23 protein-coding genes are annotated in these 25,330 nt (G+C 66.5%); 14 read left to right on the top strand and 9 right to left on the bottom strand.

The genetic code is table 11. The annotated features are described in order from the left end of the window. The first annotated feature begins 23 nt into the window (after positions 1-23). On the top strand, positions 24-533 hold the full coding sequence (gene yfiB, locus CT3_RS17420) for an outer membrane lipoprotein YfiB (RefSeq protein ID WP_172591773.1): 510 nt from the start codon (positions 24-26) through the stop codon (positions 531-533). Positions 534-626: 93 nt separating this feature from the next. Here the strand turns inward: yfiB and lldD are convergent, their stop codons facing one another. Together lldD and lldR are read right to left on the bottom strand one after the other, a co-directional pair. Then, a complete protein-coding gene (lldD, locus tag CT3_RS17415) occupies positions 627-1,766 on the bottom strand; it encodes an FMN-dependent L-lactate dehydrogenase LldD (protein WP_066537215.1) in 1,140 nt (379 codons plus the stop codon). After that, entirely contained in the window at positions 1,763-2,527 is a 765-nt protein-coding gene (gene lldR, locus CT3_RS17410; protein WP_066537208.1) for a transcriptional regulator LldR, read from the bottom strand. Before lldR ends, lldD begins: the two co-directional genes overlap by 4 nt. 259 nt (positions 2,528-2,786) lie before the next feature. Between lldR and CT3_RS17405 the strand changes: the two genes are divergently transcribed. The 5 genes from CT3_RS17405 (at position 2,787) to dinB (ending at position 8,282) form a co-directional block, all read left to right on the top strand. Then, the gene (locus tag CT3_RS17405; protein WP_066537464.1) at positions 2,787-3,965 is read left to right on the top strand and encodes an alpha-hydroxy acid oxidase; all 1,179 of its coding nucleotides are present in this window, start codon (positions 2,787-2,789) and stop codon (positions 3,963-3,965) included. 202 nt (positions 3,966-4,167) lie between these two features. After that, complete coding sequence (locus CT3_RS17400; protein WP_066537205.1) at positions 4,168-5,214, top strand: OmpA family protein; 1,047 nt, start codon at positions 4,168-4,170, stop codon at positions 5,212-5,214. 118 nt (positions 5,215-5,332) lie between these two features. Beyond that, positions 5,333-5,716, top strand: coding sequence for a VOC family protein (locus tag CT3_RS17395; RefSeq protein WP_066537199.1), 384 nt, complete (start codon positions 5,333-5,335; stop codon positions 5,714-5,716). A gap of 315 nt (positions 5,717-6,031) precedes the next feature. Continuing rightward, positions 6,032-6,964: a DMT family transporter gene (locus CT3_RS17390; RefSeq protein WP_066537197.1), complete on the top strand. Its 933-nt coding sequence runs from the start codon at positions 6,032-6,034 to the stop codon at positions 6,962-6,964. Positions 6,965-7,001: 37 nt separating this feature from the next. Further along, on the top strand, positions 7,002-8,282 hold the full coding sequence (gene dinB / locus CT3_RS17385) for a DNA polymerase IV (RefSeq protein ID WP_066537195.1): 1,281 nt from the start codon (positions 7,002-7,004) through the stop codon (positions 8,280-8,282). A gap of 25 nt (positions 8,283-8,307) precedes the next feature. Here the strand turns inward: dinB and CT3_RS21485 are convergent, their stop codons facing one another. Then, the gene (locus CT3_RS21485; protein WP_282597786.1) at positions 8,308-8,583 is read right to left on the bottom strand and encodes a hypothetical protein; all 276 of its coding nucleotides are present in this window, start codon (positions 8,581-8,583) and stop codon (positions 8,308-8,310) included. Here CT3_RS21485 and CT3_RS21605 point away from each other — a divergent pair. From CT3_RS21605 to CT3_RS17370, 4 genes are all read left to right on the top strand, one after another. Then, a complete protein-coding gene (locus CT3_RS21605) occupies positions 8,495-9,139 on the top strand; it encodes a PAS domain-containing protein (protein ID WP_428042583.1) in 645 nt (214 codons plus the stop codon). The two genes, CT3_RS21485 and CT3_RS21605, sit on opposite strands and share 89 nt — an antisense overlap. Continuing rightward, positions 9,127-10,050, top strand: a complete 924-nt coding sequence (locus tag CT3_RS21600; protein WP_370685241.1) for a methyl-accepting chemotaxis protein — start codon at positions 9,127-9,129, stop codon at positions 10,048-10,050. The genes CT3_RS21605 and CT3_RS21600 overlap by 13 nt, the downstream gene beginning before the upstream one ends. Positions 10,051-10,206: 156 nt before the next feature. Then, the gene (locus CT3_RS17375) at positions 10,207-11,766 is read left to right on the top strand and encodes a methyl-accepting chemotaxis protein (RefSeq protein WP_066537192.1); all 1,560 of its coding nucleotides are present in this window, start codon (positions 10,207-10,209) and stop codon (positions 11,764-11,766) included. Between the two features lie 136 nt (positions 11,767-11,902). Then, positions 11,903-14,212: a hypothetical protein gene (locus CT3_RS17370; RefSeq protein ID WP_066537191.1), complete on the top strand. Its 2,310-nt coding sequence runs from the start codon at positions 11,903-11,905 to the stop codon at positions 14,210-14,212. A 110-nt stretch (positions 14,213-14,322) separates the two neighbouring features. Here CT3_RS17370 and queF read toward each other — a convergent pair whose 3' ends face one another. The 4 genes from queF to CT3_RS17350 form a co-directional block, all read right to left on the bottom strand. Then, positions 14,323-15,168 (bottom strand): NADPH-dependent 7-cyano-7-deazaguanine reductase QueF, encoded by an 846-nt coding sequence (gene queF / locus CT3_RS17365; protein ID WP_066537190.1) that lies wholly within the window; start codon positions 15,166-15,168, stop codon positions 14,323-14,325. A gap of 69 nt (positions 15,169-15,237) precedes the next feature. Further along, positions 15,238-16,116 (bottom strand): 2OG-Fe(II) oxygenase, encoded by an 879-nt coding sequence (locus tag CT3_RS17360; protein ID WP_066537189.1) that lies wholly within the window; start codon positions 16,114-16,116, stop codon positions 15,238-15,240. Positions 16,117-16,131: 15 nt separating this feature from the next. Further along, on the bottom strand, positions 16,132-16,917 hold the full coding sequence (gene yaaA, locus CT3_RS17355; RefSeq protein ID WP_066537461.1) for a peroxide stress protein YaaA: 786 nt from the start codon (positions 16,915-16,917) through the stop codon (positions 16,132-16,134). Positions 16,918-16,983: 66 nt separating this feature from the next. Then, positions 16,984-19,998: an Rne/Rng family ribonuclease gene (locus tag CT3_RS17350; protein WP_066537186.1), complete on the bottom strand. Its 3,015-nt coding sequence runs from the start codon at positions 19,996-19,998 to the stop codon at positions 16,984-16,986. Positions 19,999-20,599: 601 nt separating this feature from the next. Between CT3_RS17350 and CT3_RS17345 the strand changes: the two genes are divergently transcribed. From CT3_RS17345 to CT3_RS17330, 4 genes are read left to right on the top strand one after another with little or no spacing between them, the layout of a single operon-like run. Then, complete coding sequence (locus CT3_RS17345; RefSeq protein WP_066537183.1) at positions 20,600-21,604, top strand: RluA family pseudouridine synthase; 1,005 nt, start codon at positions 20,600-20,602, stop codon at positions 21,602-21,604. 8 nt (positions 21,605-21,612) lie between these two features. After that, positions 21,613-22,293: an HAD family hydrolase gene (locus CT3_RS17340; protein WP_066537180.1), complete on the top strand. Its 681-nt coding sequence runs from the start codon at positions 21,613-21,615 to the stop codon at positions 22,291-22,293. A gap of 27 nt (positions 22,294-22,320) precedes the next feature. Further along, complete coding sequence (locus CT3_RS17335) at positions 22,321-22,701, top strand: Rieske (2Fe-2S) protein (RefSeq protein ID WP_066537177.1); 381 nt, start codon at positions 22,321-22,323, stop codon at positions 22,699-22,701. A gap of 1 nt (position 22,702) precedes the next feature. Next, positions 22,703-23,761, top strand: a complete 1,059-nt coding sequence (locus tag CT3_RS17330; RefSeq protein WP_066537174.1) for a S49 family peptidase — start codon at positions 22,703-22,705, stop codon at positions 23,759-23,761. 159 nt (positions 23,762-23,920) lie between these two features. On the opposite strand, the gene CT3_RS17325 is transcribed toward CT3_RS17330, so the two are convergent. Both CT3_RS17325 and CT3_RS17320 read right to left on the bottom strand, forming a co-directional pair. Next, positions 23,921-24,703 (bottom strand): SAM-dependent methyltransferase, encoded by a 783-nt coding sequence (locus CT3_RS17325; protein ID WP_066537172.1) that lies wholly within the window; start codon positions 24,701-24,703, stop codon positions 23,921-23,923. Next, complete coding sequence (locus tag CT3_RS17320; protein ID WP_066537170.1) at positions 24,700-25,311, bottom strand: Maf family protein; 612 nt, start codon at positions 25,309-25,311, stop codon at positions 24,700-24,702. The genes CT3_RS17325 and CT3_RS17320 overlap by 4 nt, the downstream gene beginning before the upstream one ends. Positions 25,312-25,330: the final 19 nt, after the last annotated feature.

Below are 25,330 nucleotides of genomic sequence, written 5' to 3'. Positions count from 1 at the left end.
CACAGGAAATGGAGGAAGGGAGTATGGGACGTTTGTTATGGAAGTGGAGTGCCGCCTGCTGGCTGGCGATAGGTCTGGCGGCGTGCCAGAGCCCGGTGCAGCAGCCGGCCGCGCCGGGGCTGTCGCCCGAGCAGGTGCAGGTGCTGCGCTCCCACGGATTCGAGGACCAGGGAGGCAGCTGGGCCCTGATGATGCCGAGCAAGCTGTTGTTTGCGGTGGACACCGACCAGCTTGGCAGCCAGCAGGCCGATTACGTGAACCAGCTGGCCCAGGATCTCAAGCGCGTCGGTATCCAGAGCGTGCGGGTGGAAGGGCATACCGACGATACCGGTCCGGTGCTGTACAACCAGCAACTGTCGGAGCGCCGTGCACAGCGGGTGGCGGAGCAGCTGGTGCGTGCCGGCATGGACCCTTTGCAGATCAGCACCCGGGGTTGGGGCAACAGCAAGCCCCTGCCCATGGCCCAAGGGCAGGATGCGCGGCGGGAGAACCGGCGCGTGGCCATCATCATCCCGGCCCCTGTGGGGCCGTGAGCGAATAGCTGCACGGGTGGTCGACGGGGCGGCCTGCACCCGGGCGCAGGCCCTGAGGGCCGCGTGGGCGGCAGGACGGTGGCGCGGGCGGCCTCAGCGCTCCTGCACCAGCAGGTTGCCGGTGATCTCGGCCACGTTCTTCACGCTGGTCAGGGTCATGGCCACGCGCATTTCCTTTTCCAGCAGCTGGAGCAGATGGGTCACGCCGGCACCGCCCTGTGCGGCCAGGGCATAGATGAACGCCCGTCCGATCATGGTGCAGTCGGCGCCCAGTGCCAGCATGCGCACGATGTCCAGGCCGTTGCGCACCCCGGAGTCGGCCAGGATCTTGATCTGGCCCTTGACCGCATCGGCAATCGCAGGAAGGGCGCGGGCCGACGAGAGCACGCCATCGAGCTGGCGGCCGCCGTGGTTGGAGACGACGATGCCATCGGCTCCAAAGCGCACGGCATCCTTGGCGTCCTCGGGGTCGAGGATGCCCTTGATGACCATGGGGCCCTTCCAGAAGTCGCGGATCCACTCCAGGTCGCTCCAGGAGATCGAGGGGTCAAAGTTCGCCCCCAGATAGCCCATGTAGTCTTCCAGGCTGACGTTCTTGCCCAGATAGGTCGAGATATTGCCCAGCGTGTGGGGCCGACCTTGCAGGCCCACGTCCAGCGCCCAGTGCGGGTGGGTGGCAGCCTGCAGGTAGCGGCGCATGGCGGCGTTGGGGCCGCTCATGCCGGAGTGCGCATCGCGGTAGCGTGCGCCGGGCACGGGCATGTCCACGGTGAACACCAGGGTCGACACGCCGGCTGCCTGCGCGCGCTCCAGCGCATTCTTCATGAAACCCCGGTCCTTGAGCACATAGAGCTGGAACCACATGGGGCGCTGGATCTTGGGCGCCACTTCCTCGATGGGGCAGACCGACACGGTGGACATGGTGAAGGGAATGCCCTTCTGGTCGGCCGCCTGGGCGGCCTGCACCTCGCCACGGCGGGCGAACATGCCCAGCAGGCCCACCGGCGCCAGCACCACCGGCAGCGAGAGCTTTTCGCCGAACAGCTCTATGCTGGTGTCCAACTGGCTCATGTCCTTGAGCACGCGCTGGCGCAGGGCCACATCGGTCAGGTCGCTGACATTGCGTGCCAGCGTCTTTTCCGCGTAGGCGCCACCATCGATGTAGTGAAACAGAAACGGTGGCAGGCGCTTCTGCGCGGCTGCGCGGTAGTCGGTGGTGGACGAAATGATCATGTGAAAGGCTTGTGTTGTGTGGATGAAAAGCGTCCCAGCCGCTGTTGGCGGGCCTCCTCGGCGTCGGCCTCGGCCAGCTTGGCGTGGACAAAGGCCAGATGCTCGCCGATGACCGCTCTGGCCTGTTCGGGCTCGCCCTGGACGATGGCCTGCATCAGATCCTGGTGCTGCTGGGTCAGCCGCTCCAGGACCTTGGGGTCCTTGTGCACAAACATCTCGCGGCGGTTCTGGGCCACGGTGTTGAGCACCATGTCAAACAGGCTGCGCATCACCTGCACCACCACGACGTTGTGGGAGGCTTCGGCAATCGCCAGGTGAAATTGGGTGTCGGCCCGGGCGGCGTTGTCGCCATCCTGGCGTTGCTGGTGGTGCAGCATGGCGTCAAAGCAGCGGCGGATGTTGTCGCGGTCCTGGTCGGTGGCGCGCTGGGCCGCCAGCCAGGCGGTGCTGACCTCGATGATCTGGCGCGCTTCCAGTACGTCGTAGCGGTACTGCGGGTCGTCACGCAGCAGCGGTGCCAGCGGGGAGATGGCCCGGTCACTCCACAGCGCAGCGGGGGCGCGCACAAACGTGCCCGAACCCATGCGGCTTTCCAGCATGCCGCGGCTGGAGAGCTGCTGTATGGCCTCCCGCAATGCGACGCGCGAGACCCCCAGCTCGGCGGCCAGTTGCCGTTCGGCAGGCAGACGCTGGCCGGGCTGCAGCTGTCGCTGCTGCACCAGGGCACAGAGTTGTTCGGCTACGTGGTCTGAGAGTCGCATACAGAGGGCCCCGAGGGACAGAGGGTCCATCGGTGTGGTGTCAAATTGGTCTTACCGGAAATCATGGACTGACGGGATTTGGATTTTAGAAATTGGATATTGGGCGGTATCACATGGTTTACCCTGGTAAATTTGAAATAATTGGTGTGACCAATTTGCGGAATGCAAGCGACCCCGGAACGGGGCGTGCGGGCATGGCGTGCGGGGCAGCGGTGCCGCAGCGGCGGAGTCGACCGATTTTTCTGGGGACAATGCGCCCATGACCCAGCTTGCCCACATCACCTGTATCGAAGACCTGCGCGTGATCGCCGAACGCCGTGTGCCGCGCATGTTCTATGACTATGCCGACTCCGGCTCGTACACCCAAGGCACCTACCGCGACAACGAGGCCGCTTTCCAGAAGATCAAGCTGCGCCAGCGCGTGGCCGTCAACATGGAAGGCCGCAGCACGCGCAGCACCATGGTGGGCCAGGACGTTGCCATGCCGGTGGCGATTGCGCCCACCGGCCTGACCGGCATGCAGCATGCCGATGGGGAAATCCTGGCCGCCCGGGCGGCCAAGGCCTTTGGCATCCCTTTCACCCTGTCGACGATGAGCATCTGCTCGCTGGAAGACGTGGCCGAGCACACCGGCCGCCACCCGTTCTGGTTCCAGCTGTACATGATGCGCGACCGCGGCTTCATGGAGCGCCTGATCGAACGCGCCAAGGCGGCCAACTGTTCGGCGCTGCAGGTCACACTCGATCTGCAGATCCTGGGCCAGCGCCACAAGGACATCAAGAACGGTCTGTCCACGCCCCCCAAGCCCACGCTGCGCAACCTGATCAACCTGGCCACCAAGCCGCGCTGGTGCATGGGCATGCTGGGCACCCGGCGGCGTTTCATGGGCAACATCGTCGGCCATGTCCAGGGCGTGGCCGACATGGGCTCGCTGGCATCGTGGACGGCCGACCAGTTCGACCCGACGCTGAACTGGAAGGATGTCGAATGGATCAGGCAGCGCTGGGGCGGCAAGCTGATCCTGAAGGGCATCATGGACGCGGAAGACGCACGGCTGGCGGCCGAGACCGGTGCCGATGCGCTGATCGTCAGTAACCACGGCGGCCGCCAGCTGGACGGTGCGCCCGCCACCATCGATGCGCTGCCGTCCATCGTGCAGGCGGCAGGCCGGGACATCGAGGTGTGGCTGGACAGCGGCATCCGCAGCGGTCAGGACGTGCTCAAGGCCCGTGCGCTGGGTGCGCAGGGCACGCTGATCGGGCGCAGCTTCCTCTATGGCCTGGGTGCCTACGGTCAGGACGGCGTGACGCGTGCGCTGCAGATCATCCAGAAGGAGCTGGACACCACCATGGCCTTCTGCGGCCATACCGACATCAACCGCGTCGGCCAGGACATCCTGCTGCCGGGCACCTACCCGCTGCCGTTTCCGCAGGTCTGATACCGCGGGCATGCTGCGGGCGCGCGGGAGTAGCAGGTTTTCTGAAAATCATGGGGTTTTGCAGGCAAATGCGTGCGATTTCGCATGGAGTTGCATTCCGATGTGCGGAGGTGTCCTACATCCTCAGCCTGGTGCATGTTCCTAGACTGGGCCTTTTGCTGCCGCAGTGGTGGCTGGTGCCGCCCATTCAAAGGAGTGCGACATGCTGGATACCTTGATTCGTGAAGTCAGTGCGCGGCTGGGCCTGGGCGACCAGGCCCGCCCCCTGATCCAGATGCTGGTGGCCTACATCGCCAACCCCGCGACCGGCGGGCTGTCGGGTTTTCTGGACAAGTTCCGCTCTGCCGGCATGGACGGCCTGGTGCAGAGCTGGCTGGGATCGGCCACCACACCGCAGGTGCCCAGTGCCTCGCAGCTGGACACGGTGCTGGGGGCAGGGGACGGTCTGCTGAACAAGCTGGCCACGCGCCTGGGCCTGCCCTACGACAAGGTGAGCACGGCCGTGGCGGCCTTGCTGCCCATGCTGGTCTCGCGCATGACCCCGGGCGGCACGGTGCCGAATGTGCTGCCCACGGAATTCACTGACATTGCCCGCGAAGGCCAGTCGCTGTTTGGCATGGGCCAGGCGGCCGCGGCCCGGGTGGGGGCTGCGGCCACGGCCGCCACGGCAAGCGCTGCGGCGCCGGTGGCAGCCGCCAGTGGCGGCGTCGGCAAATGGCTGCCATGGCTGATTGCGGCCCTGGTGGTGATCTTGGGCATCAGCTACTGCGCCAAGGGCAAGCCGCCCGCCGAAGCGCCCGCGCCCGCTGCCGTGCCCGCGCCGACGGCACCAGCGCCCGCACCAGCGCCCGCGCCGGCCGCCACCCCGCCGGCGACCGACAGCTTCACCGCACCGGAAGGGGCGGGGGTGCTGGAGGGGATGCAGCAGGACATGCCGATGCTGCGCGTGTTCTTTGACAGCGGCAAGACCGAGGTGGCTCCGGAATTTGCCGACAAGGCCAAGGCCCTGGTGGCTTATCTGCAGGGGAATCCGGACGCCAAGGCGGTGATTTCCGGCTTCAACGATCCTACGGGCGACCCGGCCAAGAACGCCGAACTCTCGAAGCACCGGGCTGAAGCCGTGCAGACCGCTCTGGTGGCTGCCGGCGTGCCCATCGAGCGCACCGCGCTGGAAAAACCGGCCGACACCACGGACACGGGGGGCAGCAATGCGGCTTCACGCCGTGTGGATGTGGTGCTGCGCAAATAGATAGGTTGTGCCGTACCTGTGACGGCGGCGGCCCAGCCCGCGCGTGGCGCGGCACACCCCGGTGTGGAGGGCGCGCCACGCGGCAGACCTTTCCAGCCTGGGCGCCTATCATGGGGCCATGATTGACCATACCGGTATCCATGTGCAGGACCTGGCGCTCAGCCAGGCGTTCTACAAGGCGGCGCTGGCGCCGCTGGGTTATGGCGTGCGGCTGTCCCTGCCGGATGCCGTGGGTTTTGGCGCCGTGCCGCCGGCGCCGGGGGATGATCCGGGCGGTGATTTCTGGCTCACCCGGGCCACGCCCATGGCACCGCGCAGCCACATCGCTTTCCGGGCGCACAGCCGCGCACAGGTGGACGCCTTCCACCGTGCGGCGTTGCAGGCTGGCGGCACCGACAATGGGCCGCCCGGCCTGCGTCCGCACTACCACGCGCACTACTACGCAGCGTTTGTGCATGACCCCGATGGCTACAACATCGAGGCCGTCTTTCACGGCGCCTGAGGTGGTGGGCGAACAGCAGGGCAGGTGGTAGACCGCCTGGGCGGCATGCAGGGCGGCTGCCCGCTGCGCCGGCATCCATGGCGCACAGGCCCGTCGCCGTGCGCGATTGCATCGCTGCCCGGAGGGAGGGGCGTCGCCAATCGTGCCGCCGGGCGCCTGCCGGGCTGGGTATGCTGGTGGCCCGTGGCCTGAGAGGGTGTTGTTGCCTTCCCGGCCAGGGCGTTGCCGCCGTGCCGCAGTGTTTGCGGGCACCGGCCCTGCGCCTGGGCGGCGGTGCATGGTGGCACCGGGCGCCGTTTGCCTTGACCCTGCTTCATGTCCCTCTCCTTGCACGATCTCACCTGGTTGTGGGTGCCCATCACCCTGTTCGCCGCTGCGGCGCAAACCGTTCGCAATACCGCCCAGCGCTCGCTGACGCAGGAGCTGGGCACGCTGTCTGCCACCCTGGTGCGTTTCATGTACGGCCTGCCGTTTGCGGGCCTGTGGCTGGCGCTGCTGTATCTGGTGCCGGCGCAGGCGCCGGCGGTGCCCGATTTGAGTCCGGCCTACCTGGGCTGGATTGCGCTGGGGGCCTTGTTTCAGGTGGGCGCCACCGTGGCGCTGCTGCTGGCCATGAAGGAGCGCAACTTCGCGGTGGCGGTGACCCTGTCCAAGACCGAGGTGCTGCAGGTGGCCCTGTTTTCCACCGTGTTCCTGCACGAGCTGCCCACGCCGCTGGCGCTGCTGGCCATGGCCGTGGCCACGGCGGGCGTGCTGATTCTGTCGCTGCCGCCGCGCGGACAGCTGCTGTCGCTGCAGGCATGGATGAGCAAGTCCGCGCTCTATGGTCTGGCGTGCGGCGCCTGCTTTGCGATCGCCACCGTGGCTTTCCGGGGCGGCGCGCTGGCGCTGGCGGCGGAATCGCCCTGGCTGTCCGGTGCCTGGGGGGTGTTGATTGCACAGACCTTGCAGACCTTGGGCATGGGGGCCTGGATCCAGTGGCGCAGCGAACAGGGCCTGACACCTATCTTTCGCGCATGGCGCATTTCCCTGGTGGCCGGCAGCATGGGGGCCGCGGCCTCGCTGGCCTGGTTCACCGCCTATGCCATGCAGGGCGCGGGGCCGGTGCGTACGCTGGGCATGGTCGAGGTAGTGTTCAGCTACCTGGTGTCACGCCGCTTGCTGAGCGAAGCGCTGAACCGCAACGAAAAAATCGGCATGGGGCTGATGCTGGTGGGGCTGGTGCTGATCTGCCTGCAAGGGGTGTAAAGCACAGAGGGGCAGCGGCGGCGCTGCAGGCGCCACAATGGGGGCTGTGAACGCGCCAGCCCCCGATCAAGCCCCCGCGCCAGCACCCGCCGTGCTGCCGCGCCGCATTGCCCACCTGGACATGGACGCGTTCTTTGCGTCGGTGGAACTGCTGCGCTACCCGCAGCTGCAGGGCTTGCCGGTGGTGATCGGCGGCAGCCGCCACACACCCGAGGACGAAGCTGCACTGATCGCCCGCTGGGGCGGCCTGGAGCAGATCCCGCTGGAGGCCTTTCCCCGCCTGGCAGGCTATGTGGGGCGGGGCGTCATCACCACCGCCACCTATCCGGCACGGCAGTTTGGTGTGGGGTCGGCCATGGGCATGATGAAGGCCGCCCGCCTGTGCCCGCAGGCCATTCTGCTGCCCATCGATTTTGTGCGTTACCGCACCTACTCGCGCCGCTTCAAGGAGGTGATCCTGTCCCTGGCACCGGTGATGGAGGACCGAGGCGTGGACGAGGTCTACATCGACTTCACGGCGGTGCCCGGCGGGCAGGAGGAGGGCGGCCGTGCGCTGGCGGCGCGCATCCAGCAGGCCATCCATGCCAAAACCGGGCTGACCTGCTCGGTGGGCGTGGCACCCAACAAGCTGCTGGCCAAGATGGCCAGCGAATTCCAGAAGCCGCGCGGTATCTCCATCGTGCAGCCGCAGGATCTGGAGCAGCTGATCTGGCCGCTGGCCTGCCGCAAGATCAATGGCATCGGTCCCAAGGCAGACGCCAGGCTGCAGGCGCTGGGCATTACCACCATCGGTGATCTGGCGGCCTGCTCGCTCCCTTTTCTGGTCCAGCACTTTGGCAAATCCTATGGGGCCTGGCTGCATGCCGCCGCCCATGGCCAGGATGAGCGGCCGGTGGTCACCGAGAGCGAACCCGTCAGCATGAGCCGGGAAACCACCTTCGAGCGGGACCTGCATGCCGTGCAGGACAAAGCGGAGCTGGGCGCCATCTTCACCCGGCTGTGCGAGCGGGTCGCCGAGGACCTGGTGCGCAAGGGGTATGCGGGACGGACCATCGGCATCAAGCTGCGCTATGCCGACTTCCGCAGCGTGACGCGCGACATGAGCCTGGACCACTTCACCCAGGATGCCGCGGCCATCCGCCGGGCCGCAGGCCTGTGCCTGAAGCGGGTGCCCTTGCAGCAGCGCATCCGTTTGCTGGGCGTGCGCGTGGGGGCGCTGGTGGCCTGGGAAAACGGGGCTCCCCGGGATGCCGGCGAAGTGCCTGTGGCGAGCCATCGGTCCCGCCCGTCGGATCCCTTTACCGCGCCCCTGTTCTGATGTGCAGAAGGGCGTTGCCACACGCCTAGCGGTGAATGCAGAAAAGCGCGCCGGTAGTAGCCTCCATGCCATCCAGTACAGGAGTGAGAGGGACCATGCGCACCAATTTGCCAATCACGGAAAAAGAGTACGACTTCTCCAGTGATGAACTGCTGATGTCTACCACGGACAACAAAGGCCAGATCACCCACTGCAACACCGCCTTCCTGCGCGTGAGCGGTTTCACCATGGACGAGCTGATGGGCCAGCCCCACAACATGGTGCGCCATCCGCACATGCCGCCCGAAGCGTTCAAGGACATGTGGAGCACGATCGGCAATGGCCGCAACTGGAGCGGTCTGGTCAAGAACCGGCGCAAGAATGGCGATTTCTACTGGGTGCGCGCCCATGTCACGCCCATCGTGGTGAATGGCAAGCCGCGGGGCTATATGTCGGTGCGCACCAAGCCGTCGCGCGAGGAGGTGCATGCGGCGCAGGCGCTGTACGCCAGGATCCAGGCCGAGCGCGAAGCCGGTATCAAAACCTTTGTGCTGCACGCCGGTCAGGTGCGTCCCACGGGCTGGCGCGACTATGTGGGCAGGCTGCAGCGTGCCTCCTTCACCCAGCGCCTGCGGCCATGCTGCTGCTCACGCTGGTGGCGGCCATGCTGCCGGGCTTCATGGGCTGGACGGCTCCGTGGCAGCAGGGACTGCAGCTGGCGGTGGTGGCCGTGCTGTCGGCGGCCATGCTGTTTCGCTTTCACCGGCGGCTCACGGCCGCCGTGCAGGAAGCCAATGACCTGGCGCGCGATATTGCAGGCTGCAACCTGGCCAACGATCTGCCGCCGCTCAGCGGTCGCCACCCCATGGCCCTGCTGATGGAGCGGCTGCACCAGATTCACATCAATCTGCGGGCCGTGGTGGGGGATGCGCGGCATGAGATCCATGGCTTCGGGGACCTTGCCAACTCCGTTGCCCAGGGGGCCAGCCAGCTGTCTGCGCGCACCGAGCAGCAGGCCTGCAGCCTGGAGGAAACGGCCGCGGCCATGGAACAGCTGTCCAGCACGGTGCGCCAGTCTGCCGAGACGGCCGAGCAGGTGATGAAGGTCAGCGAACAGAGCGCATCCTTGGCGCGGCAAGGTGGTGAGGCAGTGTCCAAGGTGGGGGAGGTGGTGCAGCGCATCGAGCATTCCTCGCACAAGATGGGGCAGATCATCACCACCATCGAGGGCATTGCGTTCCAGACCAATATCCTGGCGCTGAATGCGGCGGTGGAGGCGGCGCGTGCCGGGGAGCAGGGGCGCGGCTTTGCGGTGGTGGCTTCCGAAGTGCGCGCGCTGGCGCAGCGCAGTGCGGAAGCGGCAGGGGAGATCCGCGGGCTGATCGGGGAGTCCAAGTCGCAGATTGCGCTGGGTGCGGAACAGATGCTGCAGGCCAGCCAGACCATCGGTGAGGTGGTCACGTCGGTGGCCCATGTCAACGGCCTGATGGGCCAGATCGGTGGTGCCACACGAGAGCAGTCCACGGGCATCTCCCAGGTGAACGATGCGGTCACCGACCTCGATCGTTCCACGCAGGACAATGCCCGCATGGTGGACGAGTCGGCCAAATCCGCGCGTGAAATGAGCGAGAACGCGGCCGTGCTGGGCCGCACGCTGGATGTGTTCCGTCTGTCTGGGGCGTCGTCGCCACAGCAGCATGCAGCGGCACCGGTGGCGCCTGCGAGCATGCCGGGCGCGGTGCCTGGCGTGGGCATGCCTGCACGCTTGCGCGTACCGGCCATGCATTGAATTGCAGGGTGTTCAACTGCTTGTGCACGGGATGCAGAAACATATTCCTTGTGCGATGATCCCGTGTGAATAAAAAACCGCTGCAGCTCTGGGAGGAGCTGCAGCGGTTTTGTCATGCGCCGTCAGGCGCGGACATGCCGGAGGAACCCACTGCCCATGCGCACCAATCTACCCGTTACCCAGAACAACTACGACTACCCCGGGGATGAGCTGCTGGTCTCCATCACCAACACCAAGGGGGAGATCACCCACTGCAATTCAGCATTCGTGCGAGTGAGCGGGTACACCTATGAAGAGCTGCTGGGCCAGCCGCACAACCTGATCCGCCATCCCGACATGCCTGCGGCAGCGTTCCAGGATCTGTGGCGCACGATTGCCCATGGCTATCCGTGGACCGCCCTGGTCAAGAACCGGCGCAAGAACGGGGACCATTACTGGGTGCGGGCCAATGTCACGCCCATCATGGAGGCGGGCAAGCCCAGAGGCTATCTGTCGGTCCGTACCAAACCAGCAGCGGCCGAAGTGGCCGCGGCCGAGGCGCTCTATGCGCAGATGCGCAGCGATGCGGCGCAAGGACAGGAGAGCTTCCGTCTGCGCGGCGGCCAGTTGCGGCACAAGGGCCTGCGCGGCCTGTGGGAGCGGTCAAGGGATGTGGGTGCCGTGGTGCGCATGGTCAGCATGTTGCTGCTGCTCACCGTGGTGGTCATGCTGCCTGACATGCTGGGGTGGCAGGGTGTCAGCGCCTGGGCCAGCCGCGTAGGCGCCATGGTGCTGGGCGGAGCTTGGATCTGCCAGCATTTCTACGACCGCTGCGTGCGTGGCCTGGAGCAGGCCAGTCGCTTTGCCGCAGACATTGCCAGCTGCAACCTGACCACGACCTACGAGAACGGCTTCCCCGGTGACATGGGGGCATTGATGCAGCGCCTGCAGCAGATCCAGATCAATCTGCGGGCGGTGGTGGGCGATGTGCGCGCGGAGGTGAAAGGCTTTGCGAACACGGCACAGGAAATCGCGCACGGCAGCCTGGATCTGGCCGCCCGTACGGAATCGCAGTCCAGCAATCTGCAGGAGACGGCCGCTTCGATGGAGGAGATCGCTGGCACCGTGGCCCAGACGGCGGACATGGCCCAGTCCATGGAGCGCGAAAGCAATGCCAGCAAGGGCGTGGCACGCCGCAGCGGCAGCGCCATTCTGGAAGTGGGCACGGCCATGGAGTATATCCGCGGCTCGTCCACGCGCATGAGCGAGATCATCGGTGTCATCGAGAGCATTGCCTTCCAGACCAATCTGCTGGCCTTGAATGCGGCGGTGGAAGCGGCGCGGGCGGGCGAGCAGGGCCGTGGCTTTGCCGTGGTGGCGGGCGAGGTGCGGGCGCTGGCCCAGCGCAGCGCGGAAGCGGCCAAGGAAATCAGCGTGCTGATCCACCGCACGGTCGATGGCATCAACGATGGCAACGCCCGCATGGGTGCGGCCGGCCAGACCATCAATGGCATGGTGGAGGCGGTCGAACGGGTCAGCGACATGGTCCACCAGATCAGCATCGCCACGCGGGAGCAGTCGATGGGCATCGCACAGGTGAATGAGGCGGTCGCCCAACTCGATTCCGTGACGCAGCAGAACGCCGCCTTGGTGGAGGAATCCAGCAGCGCCGCGCATTCCCTGCGGCACAGCGCCACCACGCTGGAGCGCTCGGTGGATGTGTTCACCATGCGCTGACACCTGCGGTACCCGCGCATGCGGTGCGCGGTATCCGGAGGGATGTTGCGAAAAGGCAGCCTTTTGGCTGCCTTTTTTCTGTCTCATCTGCGCGCGCCGCCGGTGTTTTGTCAGCGGTCTTAGGTAGCATGGGGGGATGAATCTCCTGCTGAGCTCACTGGCCGTCGTGGCCTTTGTGGTGCTGGTGTTGCTGCTGTTGGCGCTGTTGGTGCTAATGGTGTATCGGCGCCGGCGTTCGAACGTCTCCAGAAATGCGGTGGGCCAGCAGGCGCACGGTATGGGAGGGCATGCGGGCGCGGACGGCAAGGATGTGCAATTCCGCATGCAGGGAGAGCGCGGCGCGGGCGGGCCCGTGTATGGCGATGTGCTGTGTGGCGATGGGGTGTACCTGCCCAAAGTCTGGGAGTCGGACTACCACACCTCGTTTGACGGCCGCTGGATCCGCACCGGTGCCTATGGCGGCGGCACGCCGTGCCTGATCGACCGCAAGTCGCTGCGCAGCTGGAATCTCACCACCGCCGAAGTCTCGGCGCTGGATAGCGTGCACTGGCGCCTGCCGCGCTGGAGCGAGGTCAGCGCCAACCGGCAGCGCCAGATGGAGGACGGGCAGCAGGTGTTCACGGATGCGGCCTTCGATGAATGGCTGAAGGACAACGTGGAGGGCGCGGCACAGGCCCTGGTGGCGGTACGCGATCTGTGGGTGCCTGCAGACCAGGTCCCGTCGGAAGACGGACAGCAGGCACCGGCCCTGACCCAGCCGGACGAAACGCCGGTGAAGCTGTCCATGCAGCGCCACTGGCCGGCATCGTTGCGCACCCAGCGCCGGCCGCTGGAGCCGGTGCTGCGTCCGCGCTGGAAGCTGTTGTTCGGTGAAACGCCCCAGCCCTGGGCGGTGGATGAGCACACCGAACTGGTGTGGCGCGAGGACGGGCAGGCATTCGCCTTCTACGGCACGTCGGCTGCGGAAAGCGAACAGATGCCGGACACGGCGCTGATTGTCTGGAGTGCGCAGCATGGCTGGCTGCACTGGGATGCCCCGGCGCCAGCGGATCGCAAGTCCTGGCGCATCGGGATTTCCGTGGCGGGCGATGCCTCGGTGACCAAGTCCGTGGTGCCTGTGCTGCGCTGGGATGGCGACACCCTGCTGCAGCGCATGGAAGTCGACACCCCCGAACTGGAGCGTCTGCACGACGGCCAGCAGATCCACAGTGCCATGGACGGGGTCGACGGCTGTGTCACGCACAGCCGTGACGGCCGTGTGCGGCTGCAGAAGATTCCGCGCACCATGTTCCTGTGGCGCAGGCATCTGGCCAAGCCCGAGCTGTGGCAGGCCTACAGCGCCCCGGTGGCAGGCAAGCCGCTGTGCTGGACCCTGGTCAAGGAAGCGGCCGATGAAACCGGCGCCACCCCCGCCTACCAGCTGGAGTGGGGCGAAAGCCGCCTGTCCGGTCTGTGGGAGCTGGAACATGTGGTGGTCCAGGGCCGCTGGGCCGTGCTGCTGCAGCATGGTGCGTCGCCGCTGCGGGGCGAGAAAAATACCGTACAGATCTGGGATGGTGCCCAGCTGCAGACCCTGAGCCTGCCCTGGCCCGTGGCGCGGCTGCGCCCGGTGCCGTCGTCGAGCGGCAACACCGCACCGCGGGTGCAGCTGCTGGCCATTGCGGCCTGCGCTGCCAGCAATGGCTCGGACCCCAGCACCGGTCTGTGGCGCTGGCACCTGCAGCCGCCCACCGCCAACTTCCTGGGGCGTGCAGGCTGGGAGGCCTGCTATGCGGTGCGCGATGCCGCACCGGACGCGCTGGGCCACTGGCATGTGCAGCCCGGCTGGCGTGAGGTGGAACAGATCCAGCACCCGTGTGCCGACGGCGACTATGTGTGGCGCCAGCAGAAGGCGGGTGAGGTGATGTGGTGGTTTGGCGGCCTGCACAAGGAAGCCAACAACCAGTGGAGTCCCGATCTGCCGCGCGGTGAAGGCGTGGCGGTGACGCGCCATGGTGCCGTGCTGTGTGGCACCGGCCCCAGCGCCTGCCCACACCCGGGCGGTGAAGGCTGGGTGGTGCTGGAGCTGGTGGCGCGCAGCGAACACGAACCCCACCACTGGAAGCTGCACTGGTTGCAGCCGGCCATGCACGAAGTGCACACCCTGGCATTGCGTGCCTACCTGCCCATGCTGCAAAGCTGGGATGGTGTGGGCCTGCACTGGTACGAAGGCGAGCCCACGGTGGATGGGGCTGCCGCCGACACGGGCGCGGCGTCCAAGGCCAAGGGGCCGGAGCTGCAGACGGTGAGCTGGTCGCAGTGGATAGACGCCAAGGTCGAGGTGCTCTACGAAGGCCCCGAAGGCCTGTGGATGCGCAAGGAAGACATGCGTTACGCCGAGAACATCCTGGCGCGCGATGACTGGCCTTGGAAACGCATCAAGACGGCCGCTGCGGCACAGATCTAGCGCTCAATCACTGAATCTGACGCCGCTGCGCCCGCGTGGCGCAGCCGGCATGCAAAAAGCCCATCTCCTGCCAGGCAGGAGATGGGCTTTTTCATTGTGGCGGCCCGGGTTTACTGGCGTGCCGTGCGCAGGGCTGCCGGCATGGCGCTGGGGTGGCTGGTGCGGAAGGGGTTGATGTCCAGGCCGCCGCGGCGTGTGTAGCGTGCATAGACGCTGAGCTTGACCGGCTGGCACTGGCGCCAGATGTCGGTGAACATGCGTTCCACGCACTGCTCATGGAACTCGTTGTGGTTGCGAAAGCTCACGATGTACTGCAGCAGCCGTTCCTGGTCGATGGCCGGGCCGGTGTAGGCAATCTGCACGCTGCCCCAGTCCGGCTGGCCGGTGACCAGGCAGTTGCTCTTGAGCAGGTGGCTGACCAGGGTTTCGCTGATGGGAGGGGTCTCGGTGTCGGCGCGCAGCAGCTCGGGGCGGGGCTGGTAGTCGGTGCATTCCACATCCAGACGGTCCAGCTCCAGGCCTTGCAGTTCCTGGACTTTCTGCGTCGCAAAGGCTTCGGGCAGCACCAGGCGCACGCCCACGGTGGCGCTGTGCGCGGCGCCGCGCCAGACGGCTTCGCTGACATCGGCACGCAGGCGGGCCAGCACCTCATCGGCACTGGCAAAACGGCTGTTGTTGAAGCTGTTCAGGTACAGCTTGAACGACTTGCTCTCGATGATGTGGGGCGTTTCGCAGGGGATGGTGAAGTGCACCAGCGCCACCTGGGGCTTGCCGCGCAGGTTCAGCCAGGACAGCTCATAGCCCGTCCACAGGTCGGCGCCAAAGAAGGGCAGCTGGCTGCCGATGCCGATTTCCGTGCGCTTGGTGGCGCGGGGCAGGGGAAAGAGCAGGCTGGCGTCGTACTGGTCGGCGTAGGCCGAGGGCTTGCCCAATTGGGATTGTTCGGGAGTGCTCATAAAAAATAGCTGTCCATACGCTCCGGACAGGCGCCGGAGCGGAAATTTCACAGTTCGGTGGCGACGGGGTCAGTGGAACTCGCGCTCGCGCAGCCACTTGGTGGCGATCCATTTCTCGCCACGCAGCACCGGATCGCCACCGTGCAGCGTCAGTGTATGGGCTTGGGGCTGGGCATAGCTGAAGAAGACCGCATTGCCCTTGCGCGGCTGGATGCGCAGCCGGGCTTCGGGGAAGGAGGTGCCGCCGCCTTCCTCGGGATCGTTCAGGTAGATCACGATCGTGCCCACGCGCTGGCCGCCCCGGCGCACGATGGTGGCCGTGCCGGGCTCGGCCGGGTCGAAGTAGTCGTGGTGGGGCTTGTACTCCGCCCCGGGGCCGTAGTGCAGCACCTGCAGGCCCTCCCCGTTTTCCAGCGGCCACTGCAGCAACCTGGCCAGGCGCGCTTCCAGCCGGGCCACTTCAGGGGTCTGGCCGCGCACGAAGAACATGCCCTGGCTGGTGCGGTCGGCATTGATCTCTTCGCTGCCGGTACGGGTCTCCACGGTGCGCGAGCGTGCCATCTGGGGGCGCGCCGCGGCCACGATGGCATCGCACTCGTCTGCACTGAGCAGGTTGCCAAACAGCACGATGCGGGGGTGCTCCAGTGCCATCAGCACATGCACGGCACGGTCGCCCACATCGATGTCGGTGGGACTGCGGCGCAGGTCGGGCTCCGGAATCGGCGGGGCAGCCTGGGGCGCGGGGGCACTGCGCCAGCGCACCACTTGCGCAAAGGCCTGGCGGGCCACCGCATCGGACCAGCCGGTGTCGCGCAGCGACTGCAGCAGCGTGGCCTCCTTTTGACCGGCCTGCAGCTGCTGGTCCAGCCAGCGCAGCAGATCGGGCGTGGAGCCGGGCACCATGGCGCTCAGGCTTTCCAGGGTGGTGGGGGCTGCACGCTCGGGCATAGGGGCTCTCCGTGGTCAGGTTCCAGAAGGGGCGGTACGGCGGAAGACCCAGCGGTCGGGCTGCGAGACTTCCGGTGCATAAGCATAGCCTTCGGCGTCGAACTGTTGAAGCTGGGCCGGACGGGTGAGGCGGTGTTCGATCGCATAGCGTGCCATCAGCCCGCGTGCGCGCTTGGCATGGAAGCTGATGATCTTGTACTTGCCGCCCTTGAAGTCTTCGAACACGCATTCGATGACGCGGGCCTTCAGGTGCGCCAGGTCCACCGCCTTGAAATATTCCTGCGATGCCAGGTTGACGACCACGGGAGTCTTGGCGTCCTTCTGGCGCGCGTTCAGATGCTCGGCGATGCGCGTTCCCCAGTAGTGGTAGAGGTTGCGGCCCTGGTCGGTGGCCAGGCGGGTTCCCATTTCCAGGCGGTAGGGCTGCATCCAGTCCAGCGGGCGCAGCACGCCATACAGGCCGCTGAGGATGCACAGGTGCTCCTGTGCCCACTGCAGATCCTGGGTGGACAGGGTCTGGGCCTGCAGGCCTTCGTACACATCGCCATTGAAGGCCAGCACGGCCTGGCGGGCATTGCCGGCGGTGAATTCCGGGCTCCAGGCGGCGTAGCGCGCCACATTCAGTGCCGCCAGCTTGTCGCTGATGGACATCAGGCTGGCCACGTCCTGTGGTGCCAGCTCCCGCAGCACATCGATCAGCGCCTGGGACTGGGGGATGAACTGCGGCAGCGTGTGCGGCAACCGGTCAGGCAGGGGGGTGTCGTAATCCAGCGACTTGGCGGGCGAGAGCAAAAACAGCATGGCAAACAAAACGGAGGCTGGAGTGCAAACAGGGGCCACATGGGCCCCTGTTGTCTTGCGGTGCGATCAGGCAGCGGTGGCGCTGTCTTCGCGTTCAAACGGCAGCGTCATGGCCGCCAGGTCTTTGCGGGTCTCGACCAGGATCAGCGGACCCTCGTCGAGCACCACCACCGGCGGCCGCTCGCGCGGAACGTGCACGGGCTTGGGCTCGGCCGCGATGGCCGCCTGCACGGCAGCGATCTTGTCGGCATCGGAGTTGATCCACTGCAGACCCGAGGCTGCTGCAATCTGCTGCAGCGTATCCAGCGGCAGCTGGTACTGGCCGATGCGGGGCATGCGGCTGGCCGGTTCGGCCGCCACCACAGGCGCTGCCACCGGTGCCGGAGCCGCCACGGGTGCGGCTGCGACCACGGGCGCGGCGGCCGGTGTGGTCGGTGCAGCAGCGGTCTCGACCGGTGCGGCAGCTTCGGCCACGTTCTCCACCGCATCGACGGCCGCAGCAGCAGGTGCAGCAGCGCGTTCGAAGTAGCTGCGGCGGGCCGGAGCGGAGTCGTCAGCGGCGGCATCCACGGGGGCGGCGGATTCGACCTGCGGGGCTTCCTCGGTCAGAGGCTGGGCTGCAACTGCGGCTTCGGCCTCTTCGCTCACTTCGCCTTCGGCGGCGGCATCGCGGCCACGGCCACGGCGGTCGCGGCCATAGCGGTCACGCGAGCGGCGTTGGCGTGGTGCGCCGTCCTCGCCCACCGCGGCGGCCGAGGGCTCGCCATCTTGCGGCACGGCGGTGGCAGCGTTGTCCAGCACGTCGGCGGCAGAGGCTTCAGGGGCCACAGCCGGGGCGCGTTCGCGGCGGCCTTCGCCGCGTTCTGCGCGCTCGCCACGCTGGCGGCCTTCGCCACGCTCACCACGTTCGCGGCGGGGGCCGCGTTCGCTGCGTGCGGGCTCGGCACCGGCTTCCAGGCTCACGCCTTCGACCAGGTTCTGCGCAGCACCTTCCTGGGCCGACAGGCGTTGCTCGGCATCGCGGCGTTCGCCACGTTCTGCACGCTCACCGCGTTCGCGGCGCGGTGCGCGCTCGGTGCGCTCTCCGTCCTGCGGGCGGTTGGCACGGGCTTCGCCGTTGCGTTCGTTGCGGCGGCCGTTGCCATTGCCGTTGCGCTCGCCACGGCCTTCACCGGCTTCGCTGCGTTCACCGCGTTCGCCACGGTTGCCACCGCGTTCGTTGCGGCGGCCACGGCCTTCGCCGGTGCGACCGTCGCGGCGGGGCTCACGCTGGCCTTCGGGCTTGGCGGCCGGGGCGGCTTCCGTGGCCGGTTGGGCTGCCGGAGCGCCAAAACCGAACAGGCTCTTGAGCCAGGAGAAGAAGCCTTGCTCGCGCACTTCGGGCTTGGCCGCTGGCGCTGCCGCGGCAGCAGCCGGGCGCTGGCCTGCGGCTGCGGTGCGGCTGGCAGCGGGGGCGCGGGGTTCGGCCACCGGTGCCGGCACATCGGGCAGCACGCCCTTGATGATGGGGGTCTGCTTGTTGGTGGGCTCTTGCGAGCGGCGGGTGACCTTGGTCTGGTCTTCCACCACATCGGCCAGCTTGTAGCTGGAGTCCAGGTCTTCCAGGCGCGCGTCGTCGTGCTTCAGGCGGTCCAGCTTGTAGTGCGGCGTCTCCAGCGTCTTGTTGGGGACGAGCATCACCGACACGCGTTGCTTGAGCTCGATCTTGGTGATTTCGGTGCGCTTTTCGTTCAGCAGGAAGGAGGCCACTTCCACAGGCACCTGGCAGTGCACGGCGGCCGTGTTGTCCTTCATGGACTCTTCCTGGATGATGCGCAGAATCTGCAGCGCCGAGCTTTCGGTGTCGCGGATATGGCCGGAACCGCTGCAGCGCGGGCAGTTGATGTGGGCACCTTCGCTCAGGGCGGGCTTCAGGCGCTGGCGGCTCATTTCCATCAGGCCGAACTTGCTGATGGTGCCGAACTGGACGCGGGCACGGTCCTGGCGCAGGGCGTCGCGCAGGCGGTTTTCCACTTCGCGGCGGTTCTTCGACTCTTCCATGTCGATGAAGTCGATCACGATCAGACCGCCCAGGTCGCGCAGTCGCATCTGGCGGGCCACTTCGTCGGCGGCTTCCAGGTTGGTGCGGGTCGCGGTTTCTTCGATGTCGCCGCCCTTGATGGCGCGGGCCGAGTTCACGTCCACCGACACCAGTGCTTCGGTGTGGTCGATGACGATGGCGCCACCGGAAGGCAGCTGCACGGTGCGCGAGTAGGCCGATTCGATCTGGTGCTCGATCTGGAAGCGGCTGAACAGCGGCGCGTCGTCGCGGTAGCGCTTCACGCGGGCGGCATGTTCCGGCATCACGTGGGCCATGAACTGCTGGGCCTGCTCGTAAATGTCATCGGTGTCGATCAGGATGTCGCCGATGTCATTGTTGAAATAGTCACGGATGGCGCGGATCACCAGGCTGGATTCCTGGTAGATCAGGAAAGCGCCCTTGCCCGACTTGGCGGCGCCGTCGACGGCGCTCCACAGCTTGAGCAGGTAGTTCAGGTCCCACTGCAGCTCGGGCGCGGTGCGGCCGATGCCGGCGGTGCGCGCAATGATCGACATACCCTTGGGGTACTCGAGCTGGTCCATGGCTTCCTTGAGCTCGGCCCGGTCATCGCCCTCGATGCGGCGCGACACGCCACCGCCACGGGGGTTGTTGGGCATCAGCACCACATAGCGGCCGGCCAGCGAGATGAAGGTGGTCAGGGCGGCGCCCTTGTTGCCGCGCTCTTCCTTTTCGACCTGGACGATCAGTTCCTGGCCTTCACGGATCACATCGTTGATGCGGGCCTGGCTGGGCGATACGCCTTCGGCAAAGTACTGCTTGGAGATTTCCTTGAAGGGCAGGAAGCCGTGGCGGTCTTCACCGTAGTCCACGAAGCAGGCTTCCAGGGAGGGTTCGACGCGGGTGACAACGGCCTTGTAGATATTGCCCTTGCGCTGTTCGCGGCCTTCGATCTCGATCTCGTAGTCGAGCAGTTTCTGGCCGTCCACAATGGCCAGGCGGCGTTCTTCAGGCTGCGTCGCGTTAATCAGCATCCGTTTCATGATGCGTTTCCTTTTCGTGAGGGGCGGGCAGTGGCAGCGATACGCTGCTTCACCGCGACGCCCCTGATTTTTTGCAATCAAAGACAGGCTCTGCTGGAGCCGTGATACCTGACTGACGCGCCGAAACGAAAAGGAAGGGAATCGCCTGAGGCCTGGTTGCAACTGTGCCGAATCAGGTCAGCAAAGGTGGCAAGGGCAGGGGGCAGGGAGCGAGACGCGCATACAGCAGCGGCCGCTGTGTGCGGTCCGAGCCAGAGGCGACAAAAGACGGTGGGCGGCTTTTCACGGGGGCAGCAACGCTCCGCACCGGCACGTGCCGTTGCGTGATGCTCACCAGCCAGGAAAGAAAAGCCCACATGCTCGCTATACGTTTAATCGGCGGGTGGTGTGCAGAGCACCGTGCTCCAAACAGCACCACCAGCGTGAAGATTCCGTTCAGTGTTTCAATGCGTCAACCAGCCAGGTGGTGCGCCACTCCGTCAGGCCTGTCAGCCTGGAAATCATGGGCGCGACACCTGTGGCATCGACCTTCCTGCACGGGGGAAATGGCTGGCTGGACTAAACTCCATCAAAATCAACCACTTATAAATAAGTCGCGCAGGTGAAACACATTATAGAGGGCAAACCGGCCACCGACCGTTCCCCACAGCAAGTACAGGCGGCCGTGCGACTGATCGAGGTCGACGAGGAATCGGCAGGCCAGCGTCTGGACAACTTCCTGATGCGCCACCTCAAAGGCGTGCCCAAGACCCATGTCTACCGCATCATTCGCAGCGGCGAGGTCCGCATCAACAAGGGCCGTTGTGCGGCCGATACACGGGTGCAGACGGGGGATGTGGTGCGGCTGCCACCGGTGCGCGTGTCCGACAAGGTGCAGGAAAAGGCCGAGCGCCCGGCACCGGCACGGGAATTTCCCATCCTGCTGGAAGACGAGCACCTGATCGCCATCGACAAGCCGGCCGGCGTGGCCGTGCACGGCGGCTCGGGCGTCAGTTTTGGCGTGATCGAGCAATTGCGCCAGGCCCGGCCGGAGGCCAAGTTTTTGGAGTTGGTGCACCGCTTGGATCGCGAAACCTCGGGCATCTTGCTGGTGGCCAAGAAGCGCTCGGCGCTGACCAAGCTGCAAGACCAGTTCCGGGAACGCGAAACCGGCAAGACCTACCTGGCCCTGGTGGCGGGCAGCTGGCCGGGCAACAAGAAGGTGATTGACACCCCGCTGCGCAAATACCTGTTGCCGGATGGCGAGCGCCGCGTGCGCACCACCACGGTCGACGATCCGGATGCCATGCGGGCGCTGACCCTGGTCAAGGTGCGCAGCCAGCTCGAGGCACGCAGCCTGCAGGGCCTGCCGGCCATGAGCTTGCTGGAAGTGACCATCAAGACCGGTCGTACCCACCAGATCCGGGTGCACCTGGCCTCGCAAGGCCACGGCATCGTGGGGGATGAGAAATACGGGGACTTCGATCTGAATCGCCGTCTGCCCAAGCAGGGGCTCAAACGCATGTTCCTGCATGCCTGGCGGCTGCAGTTCAACCACCCGGCCACCGACGAGCGCATCGAGTTGCGGGCAGAATTGCCCGAAGAGCTGGCCGAGTTTGTGGCCTGAAAGCACGCATGAGCACTGTGGATTCTTCCGTGCGGCCCCGCCGCTTTGATCTGATTGCCTTCGACTGGGATGGCACCTTGTTCGACTCCACCGCCGCCATCACCCGCAGCATCCAGGCTGCGGTGCGCGATGTGGGGGGGACGGTGCCGTCGGACGCCCAGGCGTCCTATGTGATCGGGATGGCGCTGATGCCAGCGCTGGCCCATGCGGCGCCCGATGTGCCGCAGGACAAATACCCGGAGCTGGCCAACCGCTACCGCTACCACTATCTGCAGCAACAGGAGCAGGTGACGTTGTTCGATGGTGTGCTGCCCCTGCTGCAGGCGCTGCGGGAGCGCCACCACTGGCTGGCCGTGGCCACGGGCAAGAGCCGCAGGGGGCTGAACGAGGCCCTGGCCACGGTGGATCTGAAAGGTGTGTTCGATGGCTCGCGCACGGCCGATGAAACGGCCGGCAAGCCCCACCCCCTGATGCTGCAGGAGCTGATGGCCGAATTCGGGGTGGCGCCGGACCGGCTGCTGATGATTGGCGATACCACGCACGACCTGGAAATGGCCCGCAACGCCGGCTGTGCCAGCCTGGCGGTGGCCTATGGCGCCCACGGCAGCGAAGGCTTTGCGCCCCTGGGGCCCTTGCATGTCGCGCAGACGGTAGCGGATCTGCACGCCTGGCTGCTGGCCCACGCCTGATGCCAGCTTTGTCCCTATAGTGGCGGCATGACCCTGCCGCCCGACACTGCCATTGCCCTGTGCGCCAGCACCGATCTGCAGGAGCGGGGGCGCGGGGTGTCGTTTGATGTGGTTTTTTCGGGACAGACCTGCCGAGGTTTTGCGATTCGTTACAACGGCGTGGTCTATGGCTATCTGAACCGCTGTGCCCACATCCCCATGGAAATGGACCATGAGGCCGACCGCTTTCTCGACGACAGTGGCGAATGGCTGCTGTGCTCCACCCATGGCGCGGTGTATGAACCCCATACCGGGCTGTGCGCGGGTGGGCCCTGCCGCGGGGGCCGTCTGGTGCCGATCGCACTGAGCGAGAGCGACGGGGTGGTGCACTGGCATACTGCCCACAACCTGCAACCTATCGAGTTTTGAGATGAGTTCACCGCAGACGCCCGGTACACCGGGTTCCGACCCTTCTTCCGCACTGCCCGGCCAAGACCTGTGGGCGCGCGCTGCCGTCCCCGAGATGCCGACCGCATCCGCTGCGGCAGCCCAGGCCCAGCCACCGGGCTGGGAGCGCGATCTGCTGGAAAAGCTGGCCTTTGCCTCGCTCAACGAGCAGCGCAGCGCCCGCCGCTGGCGCCTGTTCTGGCGCTTTTCCTGGCTGATTCTGGGGCTGGCACTGCTGTGGGCGCTGCTGTCCAAGGAGGTGTCGACGGCCGCCGTGTCCGGTCCGCACACCGCCGTGGTGGATATCAAGGGTGAAATCGCCTCGGGGGCCGACGCCAGTGCCGAATTCGTCATCGCCGCCATGCGCAGCGCGCTGGAGGACCAGGGTGCCCAGGCTCTGGTGCTGCTGATCAACTCGCCGGGCGGCAGTCCGGTGCAGGCCGGCATGATCACCGACGAGATCGTGCGCCTCAAGGCCATCCACCAGAAGCCGATTTACGCGGTGGTCGAGGAAAGCTGCGCTTCGGCGGCCTACTACATCGCCTCGGCGGCGGATGAGATTTTTGTCGACAAGGCCAGCATCGTCGGCAGCATCGGCGTGCTGATGGACGGCTTCGGTTTCACCGAAGTGATGCAGAAGGTCGGTGTGGAGCGCCGCCTGCTGACGGCAGGCGAGAACAAGGGCTTCCTCGACCCCTTCAGCCCGCTGACCGAGAAGCAGCGCGGGTTTGCGGAAACCATGCTGGGCCAGATCCACCAGCAGTTCATCGACGTGGTCAAGCGCGGGCGCGGTGACCGCCTGAAGGTGACCGATGAGACCTTCAGCGGCCTGTTCTGGACCGGCCAGCAAGCCATTGACCTGGGACTGGCCGACAAGCTGGGCAGCCTGGACTATGTGGCGCGCGAGATCGTCAAGGCCGAAGAGGTGATCGACTACACGCGCCGCGACAACATTGCCGAACGTCTGGCCAAGCGCTTTGGCGCCGCCATTGGCGGTGGTGCGGTGAGTGCGGTGCGCGGCATGGCGCCGGCCATCCGCTGACAGCCCAAGCCCGCTTCAATCCCCTTTCAATACAGAAGCGCCTTCAGCGCCGTCTGCCAAGGTTTCCAGGCATCGTGCCTGGAAATTCCTGTGCAGCAGGCGGAAGGCGCTTGGTGTTTCTGGGGGCGGCTGCGCCGCCTATTGCTTATTGCCTATTGCCTATTGCCCCAGGGCAAACACCACCGGGGTGTGCTTGTCGGGCACGCGGTCCAGCTTTTTCCAGTCGCGCACGGTTTTGGACTGCACGCTGGCGCTCTCCAGCGTCAGGCCGCTGGCCACCACCAGGCGGGTGGCGGGCTGCAGACTCTGCAGCAAGGCCTGCCACAGGGCGGGGTTGCGGTAGGGGGTTTCGATGAACAGCTGGGCCTGGTTCAGGCGCTGGCTCAGGCCCTCCAGTTCCTTGATGCGCTGGGCGCGTGGCGCGGCATCCTGGGGCAGGTAGCCCACAAAGGCAAAGTTCTGGCCGTTCAGGCCGCTGGCGGCCAGGCTCAGCAGCAGCGACACCGGGCCGATCAGCGGCACCACGGTGATGCCCAGGTCGTGGGCGGCGCGCACGATGGAGCTGCCAGGGTCGGCCACGGCTGGCATGCCGGCTTCGCTGACCAGTCCCATGTCGTGGCCGGCCAGCGCCGGTGCCAGCAGGGCCTTGGCGTCAAACTGGGCACTGCCCTTGCCGCCGTGGTCGCCTTTTTTATGGGCTTCCCGCGGGAGTTCCTGGATCGCCTGGGACTGCAGCGGGGCCGCCAGGGGGAACAGGGCGTCCACCCGCTTCAGGTAGGCGCGGCAGCTTTTGGCGTTTTCGCTCACCCAGTGGGTCAGGCGGGCGGCCGTGCGCAGCGTCAGCTCGGGCAGCACGTCGGTCAGCGGGCTCTGGCTGTCGCAGCCAAAATCCAGGGGGGCGGGCACCAGATACAGGCGCCCCGGGGTGGTGGTGGCGCTCATGGCAGCACCAGCCCGGCAGCACGCAGCATGCGGCAGGTGCGGATCAGCGGCAGGCCGATCAGCGCGGTGGGGTCATCGCTGTCAATCGCGTCCAGCAGGCTGATGCCCAGGCCTTCGCTCTTGGCGCTGCCGGCGCAGTCATACGGTTTTTCGGCCAGCAGATAGCGTTCGATCTCGGCGTCCGTCAGATCGCGAAAGCGCACGCCCACCTCGGCGATATCGCTGTGCACCATGCCGGTGGCCTGGCAGACCACAGCCAGGGCAGTGTAAAAGCGCACGGTCTGGCCGCGCATCTGGCGCAGCTGGGCCACGGCGCGTTCGTGTGTCAGCGGTTTGCCCAAGGGCTGGTCGTTCAGGTCAGCCACCTGGTCGGAGCCGATGACGACGGCCTCGGGGTGCTGCTGGGCCACGGCATGGGCCTTGGCCAGTGCCAGGCGCAGCGACAGGTCGCGCGAGGCTTCGCCGGGGCGGGGCGTCTCGTCCACATCGGGCGAGGCGGTGGTGAAAGGGTATTGCAGGCGCTCCAGCAGCTCGCGGCGGTAGCGCGAGGTGGAGCCCAGGATCAGCGAGCGGGCCACAGGGGCGGAAGAAGCGGTGGATTCAGGCATGCAAGGATTCTCTTACACT

This window comes from Comamonas terrigena NBRC 13299, assembly GCF_006740045.1.
In the GTDB taxonomy this organism is placed as follows: domain Bacteria; phylum Pseudomonadota; class Gammaproteobacteria; order Burkholderiales; family Burkholderiaceae_C; genus Comamonas; species Comamonas terrigena.
Note: the sequence above shows the minus strand (reverse complement) of the source record. Positions and strands in the feature narration are given on the sequence as shown.

Coding starts and splice junctions, on each gene's coding strand:
- CT3_RS17395 (WP_066537199.1), top strand. CDS start 5,333: ATGATTGACCATACCGGTATCCATGTGCAGGACCTGGCGCTCAGCCAG.
- lldD (WP_066537215.1), bottom strand. CDS start 1,766: ATGATCATTTCGTCCACCACCGACTACCGCGCAGCCGCGCAGAAGCGC.
- CT3_RS17330 (WP_066537174.1), top strand. CDS start 22,703: ATGAGTTCACCGCAGACGCCCGGTACACCGGGTTCCGACCCTTCTTCC.
- CT3_RS21485 (WP_282597786.1), bottom strand. CDS start 8,583: ATGTCCTTGAACGCTTCGGGCGGCATGTGCGGATGGCGCACCATGTTG.
- queF (WP_066537190.1), bottom strand. CDS start 15,168: ATGAGCACTCCCGAACAATCCCAATTGGGCAAGCCCTCGGCCTACGCC.
- CT3_RS21600 (WP_370685241.1), top strand. CDS start 9,127: ATGGCCCTGCTGATGGAGCGGCTGCACCAGATTCACATCAATCTGCGG.
- CT3_RS17405 (WP_066537464.1), top strand. CDS start 2,787: ATGACCCAGCTTGCCCACATCACCTGTATCGAAGACCTGCGCGTGATC.
- CT3_RS17325 (WP_066537172.1), bottom strand. CDS start 24,703: ATGAGCGCCACCACCACCCCGGGGCGCCTGTATCTGGTGCCCGCCCCC.
- dinB (WP_066537195.1), top strand. CDS start 7,002: ATGGGGGCTGTGAACGCGCCAGCCCCCGATCAAGCCCCCGCGCCAGCA.
- CT3_RS17335 (WP_066537177.1), top strand. CDS start 22,321: ATGACCCTGCCGCCCGACACTGCCATTGCCCTGTGCGCCAGCACCGAT.
- yaaA (WP_066537461.1), bottom strand. CDS start 16,917: ATGCTGTTTTTGCTCTCGCCCGCCAAGTCGCTGGATTACGACACCCCC.
- CT3_RS17360 (WP_066537189.1), bottom strand. CDS start 16,116: ATGCCCGAGCGTGCAGCCCCCACCACCCTGGAAAGCCTGAGCGCCATG.
- CT3_RS17375 (WP_066537192.1), top strand. CDS start 10,207: ATGCGCACCAATCTACCCGTTACCCAGAACAACTACGACTACCCCGGG.
- CT3_RS17390 (WP_066537197.1), top strand. CDS start 6,032: ATGTCCCTCTCCTTGCACGATCTCACCTGGTTGTGGGTGCCCATCACC.
- CT3_RS17400 (WP_066537205.1), top strand. CDS start 4,168: ATGCTGGATACCTTGATTCGTGAAGTCAGTGCGCGGCTGGGCCTGGGC.
- CT3_RS17320 (WP_066537170.1), bottom strand. CDS start 25,311: ATGCCTGAATCCACCGCTTCTTCCGCCCCTGTGGCCCGCTCGCTGATC.
- CT3_RS17340 (WP_066537180.1), top strand. CDS start 21,613: ATGAGCACTGTGGATTCTTCCGTGCGGCCCCGCCGCTTTGATCTGATT.
- CT3_RS17370 (WP_066537191.1), top strand. CDS start 11,903: ATGAATCTCCTGCTGAGCTCACTGGCCGTCGTGGCCTTTGTGGTGCTG.
- yfiB (WP_172591773.1), top strand. CDS start 24: ATGGGACGTTTGTTATGGAAGTGGAGTGCCGCCTGCTGGCTGGCGATA.
- CT3_RS17350 (WP_066537186.1), bottom strand. CDS start 19,998: ATGAAACGGATGCTGATTAACGCGACGCAGCCTGAAGAACGCCGCCTG.
- lldR (WP_066537208.1), bottom strand. CDS start 2,527: ATGCGACTCTCAGACCACGTAGCCGAACAACTCTGTGCCCTGGTGCAG.